Annotated in this window: 14 protein-coding genes and 2 pseudogenes; 10 read left to right on the forward strand and 6 right to left on the reverse strand. The window is 64.5% G+C overall.

The annotated features are described in order from the left end of the window. Positions 1-132 precede the first annotated feature (132 nt). Complete coding sequence (locus WKC72_RS25625; protein WP_268790719.1) at positions 133-1,017, reverse strand: class I SAM-dependent methyltransferase; 885 nt, start codon at positions 1,015-1,017, stop codon at positions 133-135. Between the two features lie 339 nt (positions 1,018-1,356). Here WKC72_RS25625 and WKC72_RS25630 point away from each other — a divergent pair, with 339 nt between their 5' ends. Further along, positions 1,357-1,506 carry a hypothetical protein gene (locus WKC72_RS25630; RefSeq protein WP_009473232.1) on the forward strand — a complete coding sequence of 50 codons (150 nt, stop codon included), beginning with the start codon at positions 1,357-1,359 and terminating at the stop codon, positions 1,504-1,506. A 143-nt stretch (positions 1,507-1,649) separates the two neighbouring features. Then, on the forward strand, positions 1,650-2,828 hold the full coding sequence (locus tag WKC72_RS25635) for a CdaR family transcriptional regulator (RefSeq protein ID WP_268790720.1): 1,179 nt from the start codon (positions 1,650-1,652) through the stop codon (positions 2,826-2,828). Between the two features lie 238 nt (positions 2,829-3,066). Here the strand turns inward: WKC72_RS25635 and WKC72_RS25640 are convergent. Further along, positions 3,067-4,387, reverse strand: a pseudogene (locus tag WKC72_RS25640) (ISL3 family transposase). Positions 4,388-4,503: 116 nt separating this feature from the next. On the opposite strand from WKC72_RS25640, the gene WKC72_RS25645 reads away from it, so the two are divergent. The 4 genes from WKC72_RS25645 (at position 4,504) to WKC72_RS25660 (ending at position 9,480) form a co-directional block, all read left to right on the forward strand. Next, positions 4,504-5,889, forward strand: coding sequence for an MFS transporter (locus tag WKC72_RS25645; RefSeq protein WP_370180089.1), 1,386 nt, complete (start codon positions 4,504-4,506; stop codon positions 5,887-5,889). 70 nt (positions 5,890-5,959) lie between these two features. Further along, complete coding sequence (locus tag WKC72_RS25650; protein ID WP_370180091.1) at positions 5,960-7,390, forward strand: aromatic amino acid lyase; 1,431 nt, start codon at positions 5,960-5,962, stop codon at positions 7,388-7,390. Between the two features lie 12 nt (positions 7,391-7,402). Next, positions 7,403-8,671, forward strand: a complete 1,269-nt coding sequence (locus WKC72_RS25655; protein WP_370184503.1) for an NAD(P)/FAD-dependent oxidoreductase — start codon at positions 7,403-7,405, stop codon at positions 8,669-8,671. A gap of 164 nt (positions 8,672-8,835) precedes the next feature. Next, complete coding sequence (locus WKC72_RS25660; RefSeq protein ID WP_128638779.1) at positions 8,836-9,480, forward strand: LUD domain-containing protein; 645 nt, start codon at positions 8,836-8,838, stop codon at positions 9,478-9,480. Here the strand turns inward: WKC72_RS25660 and WKC72_RS25665 are convergent. Then, on the reverse strand, positions 9,455-10,372 hold the full coding sequence (locus WKC72_RS25665; RefSeq protein WP_370180094.1) for an alpha/beta fold hydrolase: 918 nt from the start codon (positions 10,370-10,372) through the stop codon (positions 9,455-9,457). The genes WKC72_RS25660 and WKC72_RS25665 overlap by 26 nt on opposite strands. A 5-nt stretch (positions 10,373-10,377) precedes the next feature. On the opposite strand from WKC72_RS25665, the pseudogene WKC72_RS25670 reads away from it, so the two are divergent. Continuing rightward, positions 10,378-10,653: pseudogene (locus WKC72_RS25670) on the forward strand (helix-turn-helix domain-containing protein); the annotation flags it as partial. Positions 10,654-12,166: 1,513 nt separating this feature from the next. On the opposite strand, the gene WKC72_RS25675 reads toward WKC72_RS25670, so the two are convergent. Both WKC72_RS25675 and WKC72_RS25680 read right to left on the reverse strand, forming a co-directional pair. Further along, complete coding sequence (locus WKC72_RS25675; RefSeq protein ID WP_370180096.1) at positions 12,167-12,868, reverse strand: MspA family porin; 702 nt, start codon at positions 12,866-12,868, stop codon at positions 12,167-12,169. A gap of 530 nt (positions 12,869-13,398) precedes the next feature. Beyond that, positions 13,399-14,892, reverse strand: coding sequence for an MDR family MFS transporter (locus WKC72_RS25680; RefSeq protein WP_370180098.1), 1,494 nt, complete (start codon positions 14,890-14,892; stop codon positions 13,399-13,401). 319 nt (positions 14,893-15,211) lie between these two features. On the opposite strand from WKC72_RS25680, the gene WKC72_RS25685 reads away from it, so the two are divergent. The 3 genes from WKC72_RS25685 to WKC72_RS25695 all read left to right on the forward strand — a co-directional run bounded on the left by WKC72_RS25685 (position 15,212) and on the right by WKC72_RS25695 (position 19,089). Then, on the forward strand, positions 15,212-15,592 hold the full coding sequence (locus tag WKC72_RS25685; RefSeq protein WP_235214446.1) for a hypothetical protein: 381 nt from the start codon (positions 15,212-15,214) through the stop codon (positions 15,590-15,592). Positions 15,593-16,480: 888 nt separating this feature from the next. Then, the gene (locus WKC72_RS25690) at positions 16,481-17,113 is read left to right on the forward strand and encodes a DUF2267 domain-containing protein (RefSeq protein WP_370180101.1); all 633 of its coding nucleotides are present in this window, start codon (positions 16,481-16,483) and stop codon (positions 17,111-17,113) included. 347 nt (positions 17,114-17,460) lie between these two features. Continuing rightward, positions 17,461-19,089, forward strand: a complete 1,629-nt coding sequence (locus WKC72_RS25695) for an IS1634 family transposase (RefSeq protein ID WP_370180103.1) — start codon at positions 17,461-17,463, stop codon at positions 19,087-19,089. Positions 19,090-19,120: 31 nt separating this feature from the next. Here the strand turns inward: WKC72_RS25695 and WKC72_RS25700 are convergent, their stop codons facing one another. Next, positions 19,121-20,524 (reverse strand): FAD-dependent oxidoreductase, encoded by a 1,404-nt coding sequence (locus WKC72_RS25700; RefSeq protein WP_370180106.1) that lies wholly within the window; start codon positions 20,522-20,524, stop codon positions 19,121-19,123. Between the last annotated feature and the right edge of the window lie 16 nt (positions 20,525-20,540).

Raw genomic sequence — 20,540 nt, forward strand, 5'->3', positions numbered from 1 at the left:
CGGATCTCTGCTTCTCGAGTGTTTCACCGTTGCCGATTACTCTCTCGATCCGCAACTACCAATGTACGCGCGGATGGCGGTCCACCGCAATGGCTCGCCTCTGTGGTTCATCGCTGCGAGCGAGAGCGTGGGCTACTTGACCGCGGTCAGGTACGTCGATCGTTTCGACAGATCGACAAGTTCTTCGGGGAGCTCCGGAACCGGCCGCCCGTAGGCAGCCGCCAGCTCGAGCGAAGTGGACCGCCGCACCGACCAGCCGTGCCCGGTCAACCACTGCACCGGATCGGCCCGCTCGTCACCGTAGAACAGCTCGGAGATGTCGATGTCGCCGAACGGATTATTCGCGAAATACTTCGCTCTGATGGCCTCGAAGCGTTGCATATCGGTTCCCGCCGCGAAGTTGTCCACGGCAAGGTGGCTGCCGGGACCGGACAGGTGGTCGATCCGCTCGAACAGCGCGTCGTGCGCCACGCCCGGGAGGTACGCCAGCAGCCCCTCCACCGACCAGGCGGTCGCCTTACCGGGGTCGAATCCGGCAGCTTGGAGGGCGACAGGCCAGTCGTCTCGCAGATCGACGGCCACCGGGCGACGATCAGCCTTCGCCCTGGCGCCATGATCAGCGAGGACCCCCTCCTTGAATTCCAGCACCTGCGGTTGGTCGACCTCGAAGACCGTCGTGCCGGTCGGCCAGTCGAGGCGATACGCCCGTGCGTCCAACCCGGCCGCGAGGATCACCGCCTGTGAAACCCCTGAACTCGTGGCTGACGAGAAGAACTCGTCGAAGAATTTGGTCCGAGAACCCATGAATCCGGAGACCGGCATGTCCCCGAGTGTCGACGGGTCGGCCAACAGCCCGGTGAAATGCGGTTCACCCGCCGCTTCGACGAACCACCGCGCGTAGTCGTCCTGAATCAGCGCGTCGGGGCGCACTGTCTCCAACGCCCGAAATGTCGCCACTCCCAACGCGGTCAGGCCCACGCTACTGACGATGTCCCAACTGTCTCCATCGGTTCGCATCGCTGAAATACCCTCCCGATCTCGTCGCAATTCGGAGCCGACGACCGAGCAGCGCAGAGCGGCGACGAGGCCAGAGAAGTTCGGTAAGGCCTCACCGAAATCCGGGCCCAGCGTGATCGACCGAACCCGCGCAATTCTACGCTCGGGCCGCCGCAATCAGCCGGAGCCGATTCGCCGACCTCGCACCCGCTCGGTCACATTCCCAGCCACTGCCGAGGTGACCAGGCCGAGTGGCACGGGACCGAACATGTGGTGTACAACATAGTCGGCCACGATGTGAATCAGATCACAACCGTGACCGTGAGGCACACATATCGGTAACCGACGAAAGCAGGACACATGGCGACAACCTCGATTGCCCCGACGACTCCCACCGGACGGCAGACGCCCCGGCGCAGCGGCACCATGAGCACCGCGGAGATCAAGTCGAGGATCGAGGCCATGTTCGCCGACGACCGCAGGCCCACCCGCCCCGCGGTCACGAACTGACGAATTCCCCGACGAGGGGATCGGATGAACACCGAGTGACCTGTCCATCCGATCCCCCGCCGCGCGTCGCACTCGAAAACGTTGCAGCACAAGCAGAGACATCGGGGCCCCGCAACTCGGGATGACGACCGGCAGGTTTACGGATGAACGACGTCCAGCAGTACGCGGACAGTCTCGCGGATCAGTTGAACCGCTCGATCGAAATCGACGACTGCGGTCTCAAGCCGCTCGCTTTGACCGAGCAGCACGGTGATCTCGACGATGTCCGCGTCCGGTCGATCCTCCAGCGACACTCGTCCCCGGAAGTATTCGAGTACGCATTCTCGCTCGATATCGCGCACGCAACCGGGCCGGTTCGGTTCCCCGCGAATCCGGCGTTGCAGACGTTGCCTCGGGTGTGCATTCCGATGCGGGCACACGGGGAACTCCAGGGATATCTGTGGCTGATCGACAGCCCGCCGCTCACAGATTCCGACATCACAGCAGCGGCCGGGACCGCCTCCGCGATCGCAGACCTGCTCCACCAGCAGTTTCAGTCGACGGCCACCGTGCTGGACCGCGAGTCTCAACTCGTGCGCGCACTGCTCGCCCCACCGCACGAGTCTTCACCGCCGGCCGACCTTCTCAGCGGTGAACCGCTCCTCCGATTTACCGAACCCGCATGTGTGCTCACCATGAAGTTGGCACCGATCGATGCCGGCGGCGAGCCGCTGGACGTCCGTGCGATGCGGGGCGCCGCCCAGGAAGTCGCGTACGCCCGACCGGTGGGCCGTTCCCTCCTGGGGCACGGCGACGACACACTCCACCTGATTGTCAGTGCCGAGGTACACGCCGACCGCCTTCGCCCGTTCCGCCACGCTCTGGCACAGGCGGCCCGGCGGCGTGGATGGAAGTTGCACGGAACCGGCACCGGGGGCGCTGCCTCCGATCTCGATGGGCTGCGACGATCCGGAACGGAATCCAGCTATGCGGCAACCGTTGCACACGCGCGGAACGTCGAGCAGTTGGGCTGGAACGAGCTCGGAGCCGACCTCGTGTTCTACGGACTGCCGTGGACGACGGAAACCCTGGAGATTCTGTTCCCCGGCGCATCCCGTCTGTTCGATGCGGACAACACGCTGATTCGCGAGAGTTTGGACGCCTACTTCGATTGCGGCGGTGACACACGCCGCGCTGCCGCCCAACTGGCGGTGCACCGCACCACCCTCTACTACAGGCTCGACCGTGCGCAACAGCTTCTCGGAGAGGATTGGGCCCAGGGCGAGCGCAGAGCCGGACTCCAGCTCGCGCTCAGATTGGCGATGCTGATCCGCAACACCTGATGCGTGTTCAACCGTCAGTTTCCACGGACCACCTGGAGCTTTCGACAATTTCAGGAACAGACGTCGCCGTTACTCGAACACAGACGGAAGACGCTCCCGCACGTCGGCCGTAGTGTTCGGAATCACAGTCGAGAACGTCGCATCGGTGCAGATGGACGCGCCGACAGACCCTCGCCGACCACGTCGACGTGCCGGTTCCCTCGAACACTCGAGGCCGTCCTGACCCTTTGGTGGGCGATTAACGTTGTGGCAGAGCTGGGCACGCCCCTCCTCGTGTCAGTGTCGCCATCGCAATCAAGGCCTCTGGGCTGTGAAATCCGTAGGATCGCTTCGTCAGTGAACGCAGGTGGGTGTTGTTAGCCTCGACGCGAGCATTGGACAGGTCGTATTCGATTGCGTTGAGGATCTCGCGCCGGTAGCGAGCGATGCTCTTAGCCAGGCCTACAAGTTCCGGGATCCGACTGTCCTGGGCCATCTGCATCCATGCTCGCAGTCGTACGGAGGCTCTCTTCTTCGAGCCGGAATAGACATGTTGCAGTTGTTCTTTCATGACATAGCCTCGACACAGTTCGCTGTTTCTGTCCTCGAGGATCTTTGCTCGGACTGATATCTGCGCGGGGTTGAGATTCTCGACGTTCTTCAACAATGCCCACCGCAGGTGCCGTCGATCCCGGTCGGTGAATCCCCATAGCCGCGACAACACACGCGAGCGCAGTCGGTCCAGAGCCCGCGTCATCCACTGAATCACATGAAACGGATCCATACACCGCTTCACCTGCGGCGCCCTGCTGCACACGGTCGAGGCGATCCACTTCGCAGCATCAGCACTGATATGCGTCAGACGAGCCGTGCGTTCTTCACCCAACTCGTCGAAGAATCGATTCAACGCTCTCGTTGTGCCCTTCGGCTGCCCATACGAGTCGGCCTGTGTCGTGATCGACCACCACGGTGAGATACCGGTGACCTTTCCGGTAGGCGATTTCGTCGATCCCCAAGCGCCGCAATCCCTGGAGCCGATCAGTGCGTCCGACAGCGTCGCCGACGACGCGGGTGACGATCCTGGTCACAGATCGCCACGCCACTCGGGCGTACTCGCACACCGAGGTAGCTGGACTGTGCGCGGCCAACCACGCCACGTTGTCGTCGAACGCCCTGGTCATGTTCGCGGCCGGCCGTGCCCACGGCACCATCTCGGTCACCACGCCGTGCTCGGGGCATCGAATCCTCGATACCGAAGCTTGTACGAAGCACCGTGTGCCGCCCATATCCAGGTGACGCCACTGTCGAGATCGATTCGGGCGATCGTATCTAGGGCAGCGCTGTTTACAATGTGGACAGCGGGACCGCACCGACGCGTGCGACTCGAGGGTCACCACGATCACGGGCCCTCGTTCGTCGTCCGTGAATGCGACATCGATTACCCGGGCCCTGTCGATTCCCAGCAGTTTCTGCAGTATTCTGGCAGCGCGCAACGCCTTCTCCCTTAGGTCTTGTCTTCGCAAACCAAAACCTATGCGAGGGAGGGCGTTGCGTCTATCAGGCTCGCGGAGATCACCCATCAAAGGGTCAGAAGAGCCACACTCGAACGAGGATTCCGGCGGGTGCACGGGCCGGAATCGGCGAGCTCGACCGTCGCGACTGATGATTACCCATCCTCTTTCCTGAAGGAGCCCCCGTGGCCACACACGCTCTCGATGACGCGAAACTCTCGCGGTTTCATCTGAAAACGACGCTCTACGGAAATGGCGGACATCTCTGCGACGGGTACATCCTCGGCGCCATTGTTCCCGCACTCCCCCTCTTCGCGCAGTCTCATCCGATCGGTTCATTGATGAGCGGCTTGATCGGCGCCTCCGCACTGATCGGCGTGTTCCTGGGGAGCCTGTTGTTCGGCTGGGTCACCGACAAGATCGGCCGCCGGCGGATGTTCGTCATCGACCTCGCATTGTTCGTCGTCCTCTCCCTCGCTCAAATCGCGGTCACCGACGCCGTCATGTTGCTCGTTCTCCGGGTTCTGCTGGGGATTGCGGTCGGAGCCGACTACACGATCGCCACGACCCTCGTGGCCGAGTTCTCACCGCGGAAACACCGGGCCACCCTGCTCGCAGTGGGGCCGGCGATGTGGACAGTCGGGTACGTCCTCGCGATTATCGTCGGAACGGCACTCGCCGAGGTCGGGGGCGCCGACGCCTGGCGCTGGATCCTGGCGACCAGCGCGGTCCCCGCGCTCATTCTGCTCATCCTCCGCCGGAATACACCCGAGTCACCGCGCTGGCTCGCTCAGAACGGACGAGCAGAGGAAGGCCTCGCGATTCTGCGGAAGCATGTCTCCCCGACCGCAACCCTCGCCGACCTCGCCGAGGAGGAGGCGGCGGAATCGTCTGGTTCACTGCGCGACGTGTTCGCCGCACAGCACCGCAAGCGTCTGGCATTCGCGTGCCTGTTCTGGTTTTGCCAGGTCGTTCCCTATTTCGCCGTCTTCACCTTCCTCCCCACCATCCTCGAATCACTCGACATCGAATCCGGCTTCTGGCAGACCACCAGTGTCAACCTCTTCCTTCTGATCGGCGGCGTCGTCGGCATCGTCACGATCGGCAAGATCGGTCGACGCCCCTACACCCTGATCTCCTTCGCACTTCTGACCGCATCGACACTGGCAATCGGCCTCTGGCAGAGCGCCCCCGCGGGCTATGTCATCGCCCTCTTCGCACTGTTCGCACTCATCTCGTCGGCGATGGCCGCACTCGACACCGTCTATCCCAGCGAACTGTTCCCGACCAGCATCCGCGCATCCGCGACCGGAATCTGCGTGTCCTTCAGCCGGATCGGGGCAGCGATCGGGACGCTTCTGCTGCCGGTAGGAATCGATAAGTTCGGAGCACACGGGGTCACGCTGATCACCGGTGTGGTGGCTGGTGTCGGTTTTCTCATCAGCATCGCCTGGGCACCGGAAACCGCGGGCCTGACCCTCGCGCAGGCCGCAGCCGACACCGAGGAAGCGCCGCAGAAATCCGACAGCGGCAGTCCTGACAGCAACTCGTCGTTCGTGTCTCAGGCGTAACCCGAACAGACGCCGTCAGTCAGCCGACCGACCGGCGCCATCAGCCCAACTCTCACTCGGAGGAACCTTCATGACTGTTCTCATCGACAGCAGCGACGACCTCACCCTCGACAACATCGCTCGGGTGGCCTGGATGGGCGAACAGTGCAGCATCAGTGATCGCGCACTGAGTGTCATCCGGGCCCGTCGACAAGAATTCGTCGACTTCGTCGAACAGAACGCGGATCGTCATCTCTACGGAATCACTACCAAACACCATGTCGGCGCGAAATCCGTTCTCGCCGACGACGGCCGCGCAGAGTTCGCCACCCGACTGCCGTCGACACCCGCCACCGTCGGCCCGCGGCTGCCTGAACGCCTCCTCCGCGCCGCCGTCCTGGCCCGGCTCGCAGACGTGCTGAACGGGACGGCGTGCCTGCGCGTGGAAACAGTGCACCGGCTTCTCGACCTGCTCGAAACCGATCTTCCACCGGTTCCAGCCCGCGGAAACGGCGAGCCAGGCGACATCATTCCCCTGGGACACCTGCTCCGGACCCACTTCGACGGGACCCTCGAGATCGGCGAGGGGATGGCACTCATCAATGGTTCCCCAGTGGCGGCGGCGGCCCTGGGTGACGCCGCACTGGCCGGACGGCATCGGATCACTGTCATGGAGCAGATGATGGCGCTGGGCGCGGTGGCGATCCATGCCCCGGCAGCTCACTACGCCCCCGAACTCGAGGCCGCCTGGCGCGACGAACACCAGGCCGAAGCCATACACAACATCCGCCGACTCATCGAGACCGACGACCACTCGTCCGAACTCCCCTATCAAGCGCCGGTGTCCTTCCGCAGTGGGCCACGCGTCATCGGATGGGCGCGGCGGGCGCAGGCCGCCGCCGAAGAATGCGCCGAGATCGCGCTCTCGGCGTCATCGAACAACCCGATCTTCGTCGGCCCGGCAATCCATCCGCCCCTCGGCGCGGTCCTGTCGAACGGCGGCTACCACAACCCCCTCGTCGCTCCGAGTCTCGATTCCCTCGCTCGCACGTGGGCCGATGTGTGCCAGTTGGTTACGGCCCAGGTCAATCGAATCGTCGAAGATCCCCGAGAGCTCGTCGCTACCGAACCCGAATCCCAGGTCAGCCTGCTGTACATGACGTCGGCAGGATGGGCGGAAGAGGCGCGCGCCGCCGCAACGACGTCACTGATCGGCCTGGGCGGAGCAGGTCAGACCGACACGGGAACACCCGACCTGCTTGCGTGGCGAAAAGCGCACGATGCCGGTGCAGCACTCGACAACAATCTCGCCGTCCTCGGCGTCGTGGCCAGCCACACACTCGCCCGCACGGGACTGTCGGTGCCACGACGGCTCGCGGCGCTCAACCGGCAGATCCTTCGGCGATTCCCCGTCGGAAGCGCACCTGTCGATTTCGGCGCACAACTCGAGTCGGTCGTCGACTTGCTCAGCCGACCCCGAGACGACGCGGCGGCAACCGTTTCCGAGTTGGCCACCACCTGAATCTTTCACCGAATCAACAGAAAGGAGACCGAGGTGACTGTTGCAGTGATCGGCGGCGGGGTTGTGGGGATGAGTACAGCGTGGAGCCTTCGCCGTCGCGGCGAGGACGTCACGGTCATCGAACGCGGTTCGATCGGCCGGTCGGCTTCCGGCGTCAATGCCGGTTGGATCACGCCGTCCCTGTCGACACCCCTCGCCTCACCCGGTGTCGTCGGACTCGGACTCAAACACGCCTTCGACCCCAATGGCGCCTTGTCCATCCGGCCGCGGCTGGACACCGACTGGATCCGTTGGCTGTGGAAGTTCGCCCGCGCGTCCCGACCCTCGGCGTACGAGAGCGGAGTCCGGGCACTGCTGCAACTGAACACCCACACACTCGATCTGTTCGACGAGATGCGCGATGACGGCGTCGATTTCGAGATGCACTCGGCCGGGTTGCTCGCACTGGCACAATCCGCCGACGGCCTGGAATGGTTCACCCAGCTGTTCGACCACCTGCTCCCGATGGGCTTCCCCGGCAGCGTCGAATATCTGTCCGGTGACGAAGCACGTCGACGCGACACTGCCGTGGGACCCGGGGTACAGGTTGCTGCCCACACCTCGATCGACCGGCACGTCAACCCGGAATCCCTGCTCCAAGGTCTGCACAAGCGGATCAGTGCAATGGGCGTCACCGTACTCCAGGACACAGCCGTGCAGGCCGTCACTCCCATAGGTGCGAGGTGGTCGATACGAATGCCGGACCACTCATTGGACGTCGACGCCGTGGTCGTAACGCTCGGTGCCGCGACGAACGCGCTTCTCACGCCCCTCGGTTTCCGGTTGCCGATCATCGGAGCCAAGGGGTACTCGATCGACGTCCGGGGTGCCGGTAGCTCCCCACGCCATGCGCTGTACCTGATGGAGCCCAAGCTGGGACTGAGCCCCTACCACGACGCGGTACGCATCGCCGGCGCCTTCGAACTACCTGCCCGCGACGAACGCGTCCCCGAGCGACGGATCCGACTCCTCCTGAACCAGGTGCATCCCTACTTGGCAGGATGGTCCCCGGACGCAGATGTCGACATTCGCTCCGGCAGAGCCGGACTACGGCCCGCGACACCGGACAGCCTGCCGTTCATCGGCCCAGCGCCCGGTCACCGCGGTCTCTACATTGCCGCCGGCCACGGCATGTTGGGGGTCACCCTGGCACCTGCCACAGCTGAGGGGATCGCCGAAATGGTCACCACCCGTCACATCCCGGAATCGATGCTTCCCTTCCAGTTCGCAGGACGCATCTGACGACGGACGCGGACGCTGTCGTTCGGCAATCAGAAACCCGGCGAGATCAATAGCGGGAGAATTGTGTGACTACGCGCGCCGGATGCAGAGGGGCACGAACCCCGCTCTTCGCTGCCGCCTGCCTGCCGATCCGCAGACAGTCGCCAATTGAAAGGTTTCACATCATGACCGACAATCCGATCGTCGAACTCGCAGTGGACGAGTCGTTCGCCACGCCCGCCGCCCCCGATCAGGTGGAGAGGGCCGCGGAAAGTCTGCGCCGCAATGGGTTCACCGCGCACATCGTCGACACCGTCGAAGAGGCGCACACCCTCGTCACCGACCTGCTCCCGACCGACAAGACAATCTTCACCTCGACCAGCGAGACGCTCCGACTCTCCGGCCTGGCGGAAACCATCAACTCCTCCGGCACGTTCCGCAGCCTGCGCGCCGAGCAGTCCGACTGGGACCTGAGCGCACGACATGACGACGTACGCGTCACCCGCTCGGCACCCGAAGTGGTGATCGGGAGCGTCCACGCCGTCACCGAAGACGGAAAGCTCGTGACCGCATCGGCGAGCGGCAGCCAACTCGCCCCCTACGCATCCGGCGCCACACAGGCCGTATGGGTGGTCGGAGCCCAAAAGGTGGTGCCCGATCTGGCCACAGCACTGCACCGCATCGAGACCTATTCCTATCCCAAAGAAGATGTCCGCGCCCAGCATGCCTACGGCGTCCGCAGCACGATCTCGAAAATCCTGATCAACGGACGCGAACTGGTCCCCGGCCGCGGAACCGTCGTTCTCATCCGCGAGGCCATCGGATTCTGAGCGCACTCGACCCCGGCGACGGCCGGCCAACCAACCGTCGATACGCAGCACCCTGCGCCGCCGGCCGAACATATTGGGTCGCGAGGAAGTCCTCGATGATCGGGCCGAGTGTGGACGCGTTGGTGAGCAGGTCGACGTGGCCGCCGGGGTGTGTGTGGAGGGTGGCGTGCGGCAGCAGCCGGGCCATGATGTGGGCGTTGATGATCGGAATGATCGGGTCATCGGTGCCGGCGACGATGAGGGTGGGTTGGCGGATCGCGGGGAGGGCGAACAGGCTCGACCACACCGACCCGGCGAGCAGCTGGTACAGATAGCCGCGGCGGGATCCGGCCGCCAGTTGATGGCCGACGATCTGGGCGATGTCAGCGTTGCCGAAATCGGCGCTGCCGCCGTAGATGGTCGCGGCGATCGAGGCCAGACAGTCGCGGTCGACGAATCGGCGAGGGGTGAGCATCTTCGTCAGGACCGACGGCCGGGCGGGCACCATGAGGGCGCCGGTTGCGGTGGCGGCGAGGACCAACCGTCGGCACCGGCGCGGATTCTGGAAGGCGACGATCACGTAGGTGTCCACGGTGATTTTGGTCAGGTCGACGGGGGTGCCGAGCATGCGCACTGCGCCCGGGGTGGTCAGCGCGTTGCTCAGTCCCATCTGCACCATGTCCTTGTGGAGTGTGGCGGCCATCCGGGTGGTGTCGGCGTTCCAGAAGAGCACTGGATGTAGTTTGTTGACCCAGTACCGCCAGATCAGGTCGGTCGGGCGTAGCCAGGCGAACACCTCGGCCAGTGAGCGGCCGTCGAGGTACCCGCGGGCCGCGGAGACGCGGACAGCGGCCTGGGCGGTGGTCCGGTCGAGGGCGGCGGCGGGGAAGCCGGCTCGGCTCTGGTCCAACACGGCACGAGACACTCGGACCTCTCGCCGCGGACACCGAGAACGATGCGCGGCTCCGCGAGACGCTGCGCACCTTCCTTGGACACGGTTCCAGCTCCAAATCCGCCGCCGAGGAACTCCACCTGCACTTCAACTCGGTGAAGTACCGGGTCCAGCGCGCGTTCGAACGCCGCGGCCACCCCCTCACCGAGGGCCGCCTGGATGTCGAGATCGCCTTGCTGACCTGCCACTGGTTCGGTGCCGCAGTGCTCGCACCGAGCGAACAAGACTCGGGCACAATATAAATGGTGCCGTCGGGTTCCTCCGCGGCACCATCCCCTCTCGCCACATCCGAACGTCGGTCACGTCGACATCGCGATGTCGATCTCGATCAGTTCGCCCTGTCCACCAGTGCCTTGCCGGTTACCGCACTTCCACGATCGTTCCCAGGTCATGAACGTGCTCTTCTGCCGGGACACTCGTCGCCGCGATGTCGCCGCGGGCCCCGCGCACTAACACCCTCCCTCGGCCTATTGCCAATGCGACCGGCACTGCAACAACGATGGAGACCAGGGCGACGCCCGCATCGAACGCAAGCCGCATGACGCCGACCGCACTGGCCGCCGTTTGAGATATGCGCATGCTTCCTCCAAGGGTCTTAGCGAGTTGTATAAGCACCCTTACCCCAATCTTTCCACTAACCGTAGCCAAGGCGTGGATGAAACGTCGACACACATCTCCCGAACGGCGAAATGCAGCCAAGGGGCGGTTCGAGTGCGGCACTCACCAGACGCAGCAGACTGTCCGGTATCGTTTGCGGCGCCGCCTCTCCCCTTCTCGGGCGACGTACGCATCAGCCGAGTTCCGTCCGGTGCGGTATCCAGTTCCGGTATTCGGCGCTGGCGGGCAAACTCGTCGCACCGCCGGTGGCGGCACGATCGCCTCGGAACCCCGATCTGATGCCGAAGGACTCGCACGTTGCTCGGCCACGAAGCGAGGCGAGGACTCCCCGAACATCGGAGGCCGACCGGCAGGCACCGCCGTCGCTTGCCGAACTCCGCACGCCGGTCAGCGATCTGCCGCAAAGTGAACATCAGTCGTATAGGCGGTAACCGGATGTCGATAGTCGACATCCTGATGCCCGCCGGCGATAAAGTAACGAAGCGATGCCGCCTCAATCTGGAGGCAAACGGGTGGACGGGCGACGTCGCTAATGGCTGGCGCGCCTTGTTCTGGACGTGACGGCAAGACCTCGGTTGCGGTTCACCCCGTGGCCGGGGTCGACCATGGGGTGCGACAGGGCAATGACAGCAGTCCGGTCGGGGCAGCGTCGGCCAATCCGATCCGTGCTGAATGCATCTGCCGACACCATGAGCCTACCGACCTTGCGGTTCGCCTCCGCACGCGATCTGTTCGCATGCGGTGAACCAGCCCTGCAGCTCTCCGTCAATCCTTGTCGAAAATGGTCGCGAGCTCGGCGATCCGCGAGACCCCCGGTCCGCCGGGTCGCATAGCAGAACGTACTCCCCCGCGAGATACGACTTCCGAAACGGCCGGCGAGTCGCCGGGTCACCATTATGTATCACCACAAACGGTAGGGCCCTACTCAGCTGACGGAGAACGCACTGCCTTTCGGTGTGGCGTGGTGGACTGCCCGCGTTCCCAAGGTCCTCGATCTGCTCGTCAAACATGTGAAGGATGAGAATCCGGCCGGGAGGTCGACGATGTTGTCGGCTGCTCCGGTGGAACGGGGCGCCGCGGGTCCGATCCTGGTAACGACCCGGCGGCACCCCAACCGAAACCTGTTCGGGTTCTTGCTCAGTTGAGCTTCTGCGGCACACCGTAGGTCATGACGGTGTCACCGTTGGCCGTCACGGCCATCGCGTACGGCCGGATGGTGACCGGTCCGATCGCGCCGGAAATGGACCCGTGAACGCCCTGCATCCGCACCAGCGCCTCGGGTCCGTCGAACTCCTGGCCCTCGAGCAGCGGGACCGTGGTGATACCGCCCGGCTCCAGGTCGATGTCCAGCTCTTGCGACGGGATGATGTCACCCGCCAACTCCGCGTTGGTCCCCGCGCTCAGATCCAGCGTGAAGTCGGGGACGAGCCCCAGGTCGATTCCGGTGTCCGACCCGATCGCGAACCCGAGGCCGGGCGAATTGAGGACGATGGTCGCACCTGCCAGCGCAACCGGGTAGCCGATCTGATATCCGACGGTGAGCTGCGTCCCCTCGAACTCCGCCGCATCGGGACCGCTGATGTTCACACCGGCGTATCCATTGTGGAAGAACTCGACGCTGGTCGGTACGCCGTCGAGCGGCGGAACGACCTGATACTGCGTGTCGCCCTGCAAGACCTCGATGCGATTGCCGTCCGCGTCGATGACGGAACTGGAGTTGTCGACACCGGCCGAGGCGGTGCCATTACCCATGACCACGGCGAGCACGGCAATGCCCGCTACCGCCGCCATGCCGGTGAAGGATTTGCGTCCGGGTCGAGCTGTGCTGATGTTCGTCATGCCGATCCCCATTCAGTACGTACTGCAACCGATACGAAAAAGCATGCAGAGCCTAACCATTCGGGCCCCTCGACGACCTCGTGTTGTTCAGAAGTTCACAAGCGTCTCGTGTGGTCCGCCCCCGCTGACCTGGCAGTTCGTGGCACGATCTGGCGGGCGAGAGCGGTCGACAGTGGCGGGGCGTGCGGAGCAGGTCAGACCAGCGTGGACCGGGAGTTCGCCACCGAGGCCCCCGAGAACGTTCACCCAGACTTCCCGGTCACTTTCTCTCCGACGATTGTGGGCGACCCCTACGCTGAGAAAGTGTCGCGGCAACCGATGTCGACCCATCACGATGCGACACCTCGACCCCGCCTCGCTGACGTCAGTACCGAACTGACACCAGCAGCCCGGCGGGGTCCCGTATGTCGAGACCCTGCGGTACGCACCTGGTCTCGACCGGCAGTCGGCTGAGGACCGCCGCTCCACCGGGAAGATGTCGACCACCGCCGTGGCCCCGAAAGGTCAGCGTGGATGACACGCGCCTCCGTTCAGATCCCCTGAGCGGGCGCATCCACGGATGCAGTGTGTGCGTGGTCTACCGGATTCGCCGGTTTGCGCACGAAGGCGCATGCCGCGATCAGCACGAATGAGAGGATCCCGGCAACAAGAAAGACCATTCGCACTCCCTCGGCAATGGCCTCCGGTGAATCGTGAGGGTGACCGGATCGTGAGGCGACGACTGTCATTACGGTGACGAACAGTGCCGTGCCGGCAGCACCGGCCACCTGCTGGAACGTGCCCACCACGGCGGAGCCGTGCGCATACAGGTGAGCGGCCACCGATCCCAATCCCGATGTCATCAACGGCGTGAAGGTCGCCGACAGGCCGAGGCACAGCGCCATATTCGACAACAGGAGCCACCACAATGAGGTGGACGTGTTCACCGTCGTCAGCATCCACACTCCGGCGCTGACGAGGATCGAGCCGGGGATGACCAGCACGAGAGGACCGCGCCGGTCGTAGATGCGGCCCACGATCGGTCCCGCCAAACCCATCAGAAGGCCGCCGGGCAGCGTAATGAGACCGGTCTCGAACGGATCGAGGTAAATCACCGACTGCGCGAAGTAGGGAACGATGATGAAGGTGCCCATCATCGTTGCCATGCCGACCAGCATCGCGACCACAGAGATGCTGAACTGGCGGTATCCGAACACGCGCAGGTCCAGCAGGGCGCGGTCCTCGCGTTGCAGCCGGAACTGTCGGCCGAGGAACCCGGACAACGCCACCGCACCGATGAGGAACGGCACCACCACCGGGATCGTCGCGGAGTCCTGGGCCGATTCACCGATGCTCACCAGGCCGTACACCAGGCCACCGAACCCGAGTACCGCCAGGGGGATCGACAGAATGTCAACGCCGGCCTTCGTCGTCTCGGACACCGAAACAACGAATCGTGCGCCGAGGACCAACGTGACCAGCGCGATGGGGGCAACGAATCCGAAGATCCAACGCCACCCGAAGTGGTCGAGGATGAAACCGGACAGGGTGGGGCCGAGAGCAGGCGCAACCGCGATCACAATGGAGATGTTGCCCATCATCGCACCGCGACGGGCGGGCGGCACCAGCGTCATGATCGTCGTCATCAGCAGCGGCAGCATCAGGGCTGTCCCGGATGCCTGCACGACTCGGGCGAACAGCAGCACACCGAAGCCTGGTGCCGCGAAAGCGATCAGCGTTCCCGCAGTGAACAGCGACATGGCGAGCACGAACAGAGTGCGCGTCGGGATGCGCTGGATGAGATAGCCGGTGAGCGGGATGATCACCGCCATCGTGAGCATGAACGCTGTCGTCAGCCACTGCCCCACGCTGGGATGAACGCCCAATTCGACCTGGAGGACCGGGATGGCGATGCTCATCACCGTCTCGTTGAGGATCACCACAAAGCTGGCAACCAACAGGACACCGATCACCTGCAGGTGTCGGCGTTCGATTCGATCGTCGGCTCTTTCCTCGTCGTTCACGAGGCCAGCGGGTTCGGTCACGGTGAACCTTTCGGATGGTGGGAACTGCGGACATCCCAGCGAATGACGGGGCAGGGCAGCCACCGAATCTACCTACCACCGGGGTTCGGCCGCCAATTGTTTTCCGTGCTCAATTCGGGCGACGCGGGGCACCGGCCACCCAGCTCAGCGGCAGGTGAGACCGGTGGGTTCCTCAGCGCCCTGATCACGACTCCGAGCGGGCACACGCGAAACCGGATTTGCGGGTTGCTCCGGTCGCACGTCGGACTCAGCACGACCTCGAACGACTATCCGCGGAAAGGGGCTACCGTCGAGGTGAGACTCCAGAGATGAGGCCACGGTGAGTACATCCGATAACAAGCGACGAGACGTCCTCGACGAGCACACGCTCCACATGGGCGCGGGCTTCAAAGAGCAGGACCGGTCGCACGTGCTGGAAGTGTTGTCGGCGCTCGCGCCGCACCTGGGGCGTTGGGACCCCAGCGATGTGGATGTGGAAATCTCGGTGAAAGACCGGGGCGGCAAGGAACAGCGAGTCACGTTACGCACGACGCTCCCCGGCCTTCCGCCATTAGTGGCAGCCGCCACCGATCCGCACCTGGTTCAGGCTCTCGGCGCAGCGAAGCATGAGTTGATCCGGCAGATCGAAGACCAGAAGTCGGCGCGGGAACCTAAGAACAACCGACAGCTCAGGAACAAGACGATCCGACATCTGAGATAGTCACGCAGATCGACGGTATCGCGATAGGGCTTGCTGCCGATTACGACCACGTACAGGTGGTGGTACGGCAACTAGTGGGATCGATCAGGGATCGCAGTGCGGTGAACAGCGTAGGCCAGTCGGGGCCGAAGGGCATCACCACGTCGACAGGATTCTCATTCAAGAGTGTGTCAAATACGTTCAGTCAGAACGACAATCACGCATTCACGCGTTCCCACCGATTGGTGTTGCACAAACGGCCGAATGCCAGTCACCGCGACTTCTTGTCAAGATCCCACAAAGCAACCCTCGCGAAGTATCCGAGCCGTGGGCCCCCGCAGCCACCTGTGGTCCGACAAGCGCCCCAAGGCCAGATCCGGCAAATCCGTTTCTGCTCAGCAGCGGCTTCCGCGAGGCGATCCTCGGCGAGCCCGTCGATTTCGAGTGGGAGCGTGTGACCGACAAAGACAGCTACGTCTTCGGGGCCACGAACATGTGCCCCCGCCGTGGAGGCCCACAGTGCCGGTAGAGCGGCCACACAACTACAGCCCCGCACAGTTGCCCGGCTCCACGCTCGACCTCAACGTCCCGACGCCTATCCCACGGGCAGCGTCGAATAACGTCCCGCGCACACCTTCCCCGACCGCACCCATAGGGCCCAAGGACATCGATGCCGTGGTGGACGCCGCCGTCAGCGCTGGGCTGCGCCACAAGGTCGCCCGGCTGGTCCTGCTCGGCGTGATCAAGGGACAACAGCGAACACCGGCTATTCGGGAGTCCAACGGCTGCTCACCGTCCACCCGACGCGATCGAAGCCGGATCTGCCCCGCATTGAAGGTCAGTCGCCCCTGTTGGCGGCCATCGGGGCGGACGATCATGGAGACAGGCACGACATTGTAGGAGGACCTCATGACACACCACAACGACCCTCTCGCGCACGCCCAGCACACCGCACATGAGTGGCTGAAGGTTGTCGCCGAGCGGCTCGGGACCGAAGACCGCAACTACACCTACCGGGTGCTGCGGGCATGGCTACATCTGGTTCGCGACCGGCTCACCGTGGACAGCACAGTGCATCTCGCCGCGCAGCTGCCCGAGTTCCTGCGCGGAGTCTATTTCGAGGGCTGGGTACCGAGCAAGGTGCCCATCCGTTACGACACCACCGGGTTCACCACCCTGTTCGCATACGAAGGCGGCATCAGCCCAGCCGACGTCCCCGCCACCGCCAGTGCAATCTCCGCCGGGCTGAGTGCGCTGTTCTCGCCCGGGCAACTCGACCATGTGTTCGCACAGATGCCGAGCGGGCTCCGCGGCGAACTCGCGAGCGAAACCCCCACCCCTGCCGCCGCGCCGCGAGCCTCCGCCGAGCATCGCCGACTGAACGCCATGGAGGACAGGGTGCAGGCGCTGACCGACGCGGTTTCGGCACTGGCCCACGGCCTCGAAGAACTCCCGACAGCGGAACCGCCACGTAGCCGGGCGGCAAAGGCAGCTCAGGAAGCGCACCGAATCCTGATGGTGGCGGGCACGGCCAAGCGATAGCCCGGCCTGTTTCCGGCTGACCCCGAGAACCGGACGCCGCGCTGCCGAGCCCCGTGAGCAGGACCCGAGCGTGACCCGTGGACCTATTCGTGCCGTGTGGGCTACCCGGCCCAACCGGGCGTCACACCCGCGAGTGCAGGTCTGCGGCGAGTTCCGTCACGGTTCCCGTGGCGCAGCTACGGTTGTCGCCGACGCCGCCGGAGGCGCCTCGTTTCGCCCAGCCGACCACATACACCTGTCTTGGCTCACTTCTCGGTGAGGAATGACGTTCCAATCTCTTGACCTGGCACTTCTCGTGTCTACGGCGGCGGTTTCACGCACTAACGGCGCCGGTCTACCCTCGTCGGGTGACGTTCATCAGGCGGGTCCGGACGAAGTCCGGGGCCACAGCGGTGCAGGTCGCCCGCTATGTCAACGGCCGGCAGGAGATCGTCAAGCACATCGGGTCAGCGCACACCGATGTCGAGCTCGGGATGCTTCTCGAGCGGGCCCGAGCGTGGATCGAGCCCGATCAACAGGCCCTCGACCTGGGCGTCACCCCGCAAACACCGGCGGCGAGCGTCCTGGCGGCGGGCCAGGGCGTGTTGTTGCCAGCCGCGGATGACCGGCCGGTCGTCGATGCGCCGGGGCGGACCGCGTCGACGGGGTCGGTGGTACTGCGGCAGATCCTCGAAAGTCTCTACGACCAGCTCGGTTTCGGAGTGCTCGGCGACGAGGTGTTCCGGGATCTAGTGATCGCCCGAATCGTCGAGCCCGGCTCGAAACTCGACGCCGCCAGGGTGGTTCGTGACCTCGGGAAGGCCCCGGCGAGCTACGCCACGATCAAGCGGCACCTGCGGTGGATCGTCGACCGCGACTACCGGGACCAGATCGCGACGAAATGTTTCGAGCATGCCGCCGAAACAGGTGGCCTGTCCCTGATCCTCTACGACGTCACGACCTTGTATTTCGAGGCGGAGAAGGAAGACGAGCTCCGCAAGGTCGGCTACTCGAAAGAACGCCGCGTCGATCCGCAGATCGTGGTCGGTCTGCTCGTCGACCGGACCGGATTCCCCTTGGAAGTCGGATGTTTCGAGGGGAACAAGGCCGAAACCCACACCATCGTCCCGATCATCCGGCAGTTCCAGACCCGCCACGACATCACCGGGGTCGAGATGGTCGTCGCCGCCGACGCCGGGATGCTCTCCGCCGGTAACTTGAAGGACCTCGACGACGCCGGCCTGAAGTTCATCGTCGGCTCCCGCGTCACCAAAGCACCCATCGATCTGTCGAACCATTTCCATTGGAAAGGAGACGTTTTCGTCGACGGACAAGTCATCGACACCGTCACGCCGCGGCATGCGAAGAGCACCGTCAACAACATCCGTCACCGCACCGAACCGGTCTGGGATCCGGCCAGGCACCCGAAGTCGTGGCGGGCGGTCTGGCAGTACTCGAAACGCCGCGCGGTCCGCGACAACCAGACCTTGAACGCCCAGGAAACCCGAGCCCGCGAGGTCGTCGACGGGGCGAAAGCCCCGAAATCGACCCGGTTCGTCAAGACCACCGGCAAGGGACGCAGCCTCGACACCGCATCGATCGAGCGGGCCCGGTCGCTGATCGGGTTGAAAGGCTATGTCACCAACATCCCCGCCACCCTGATGGAACCCGGCGAGGTGATCGGCAAGTATCACGACCTCTGGCACGTCGAGCAGTCGTTCCGCATGTCGAAAACTGACCTGAGAGCCAGGCCGATCTTCCACCGCACCCGCGACGCGATCGAAGCGCACCTGACCATCGTGTTCGCCGCCCTGGCGGTGTCCTACCTGGCCCAACACCGCAGCGGACTAGCGATCGGCAACGTCCTCAAACGACTCCGACCTCTCCGCTCGGCCACCATCGCGATCAACGGCACCCGACACACATTCCCACCCGAACTCGACCCCGACACCCGCGACCTCATCGACAAGATCACCGGACCCGGACTCACGCACTAACGAAATGAGCCAACTCAGGCCCAACCGGGCGTCACACCCGCGAGTGCAGGTCTGCGGCGAGTTCCGTCACGGTTCCCGTGGCGCAGCTACGGTTGTCGCCGACGCCGCCGGAGGCGCCTCGTTTCGCCCAGCCGACCACATACAGTCCGTCGAGCGATTCGCCCGTCTCGAGCGAGATCACTCGTCCTCGGCGGTTGGGCACGACCCCCCGCTCGTCCACGGGGATGCCATCTATCTGCTTCGTCGTGAATCCGGTGGCGCATATCGCGGAGTCCGCGAGGAAGGTCCGACCGGTCGTCGTGGTGACGGCGACACCGCCGGCCACTGTCTTCCCGAGATCGGTCACCTCCTGTCCGAAGGACAAAACAACGCGCAGCCTGCCCTCGTCGGTGGCGGTCGGGCCGTCTGCCGCCCAGATATCGGCAGCGGGCAAAGCGGAAAGGTCGCGTAGCAGCGGGGCGTCTGCACCGGCGCCCGGCGGACGGCCGTAGCGGTCGATCAGCACCTCGGCGTTCTCGAGGTCGAGAAGCTCATAGAACGCCGACGGCGTGAAGGAGGCGCGATCCGGGGTCGATCGCGACAACACCACCACCTCCGTCACCGCTTGGGCCGCGGCACCTCGGTCGCGTGTCTTGGCCATCCATCGGATGACATCGAAGGCGACGTTTCCCGCCCCGATCACGAGGGATCTCGGTCCCAGCGGCCCGCGCGGGCGAAAGCCGTACGCCCCACAGTTCTCGGCCACCAGAATGTCGATGGCCTCATAGATACCCTCGCCGCGGTCCACAGTCGTGGGCCCGAGTCTCCGGGGCTGTGAAGCGCCACACGCGAGCACTATGGCGTCGAATCTGTTTCGGAGGTCTTCGACCGAGACATCCACCCCGACTTCTGTGTTGTGCACGATCGTGACGCGATCGTCGTTGAAGGGCACGTCGAAGAGCCGGATCATATCGCGAACGCCGACGTGGTCCCGGGAGACGCCCCGGTGCAGTAGGCCCCCGATCTCGCCGTGCTGTTCGAAGACGGTGATGCGTACCGAGGTCGATCGCCGAAGGAGTTCGCGAATGGTGTACATCGCCGCCGGCCCGGATCCAACGACGGCGATCCTCAGCCTGTCGCTCGGCCTCCCCAGCGGTTGCTCGAAGCGGATCCGTCGCGACCGGGGCCGGGACTTGGCGGGAGCTTGCTCGAAGAACTCTGCGTTTCGGGCCGCGTAGGGCCGTTCGGTGACGGTCAACGTCCACTCGGGTTTGATGGCAGACGCCGGGCAGGCCTCGACACAGGCGGTGCAATCGATACACGAGCGCGGGTCGATGAACAGCGTCTCGGCCGACTCGAAACCCGCTTCGCCGGGGGCGGGATGAATGCAATTCTGCGGGCACACCCGCACGCACGAGGCATCCTTACAGCAATGCCCCAGGACAACGTGGGTCATAACGACTCCTGCTTGC

It is taken from the genome of Rhodococcus wratislaviensis (assembly GCF_041228765.1).
Lineage (GTDB): Bacteria > Actinomycetota > Actinomycetes > Mycobacteriales > Mycobacteriaceae > Rhodococcus_F > Rhodococcus_F wratislaviensis.

Excerpts from the sequence above, each read along its gene's own strand:
- WKC72_RS25635 (WP_268790720.1), top strand. The coding sequence starts at position 1,650 with ATGAACGACGTCCAGCAGTACGCGGACAGTCTCGCGGATCAGTTGAAC.
- WKC72_RS25650 (WP_370180091.1), top strand. The coding sequence starts at position 5,960 with ATGACTGTTCTCATCGACAGCAGCGACGACCTCACCCTCGACAACATC.
- WKC72_RS25625 (WP_268790719.1), bottom strand. The coding sequence starts at position 1,017 with ATGCGAACCGATGGAGACAGTTGGGACATCGTCAGTAGCGTGGGCCTG.
- WKC72_RS25675 (WP_370180096.1), bottom strand. The coding sequence starts at position 12,868 with ATGACGAACATCAGCACAGCTCGACCCGGACGCAAATCCTTCACCGGC.
- WKC72_RS25630 (WP_009473232.1), top strand. The coding sequence starts at position 1,357 with ATGGCGACAACCTCGATTGCCCCGACGACTCCCACCGGACGGCAGACG.
- WKC72_RS25660 (WP_128638779.1), top strand. The coding sequence starts at position 8,836 with ATGACCGACAATCCGATCGTCGAACTCGCAGTGGACGAGTCGTTCGCC.
- WKC72_RS25700 (WP_370180106.1), bottom strand. The coding sequence starts at position 20,524 with ATGACCCACGTTGTCCTGGGGCATTGCTGTAAGGATGCCTCGTGCGTG.
- WKC72_RS25690 (WP_370180101.1), top strand. The coding sequence starts at position 16,481 with ATGACACACCACAACGACCCTCTCGCGCACGCCCAGCACACCGCACAT.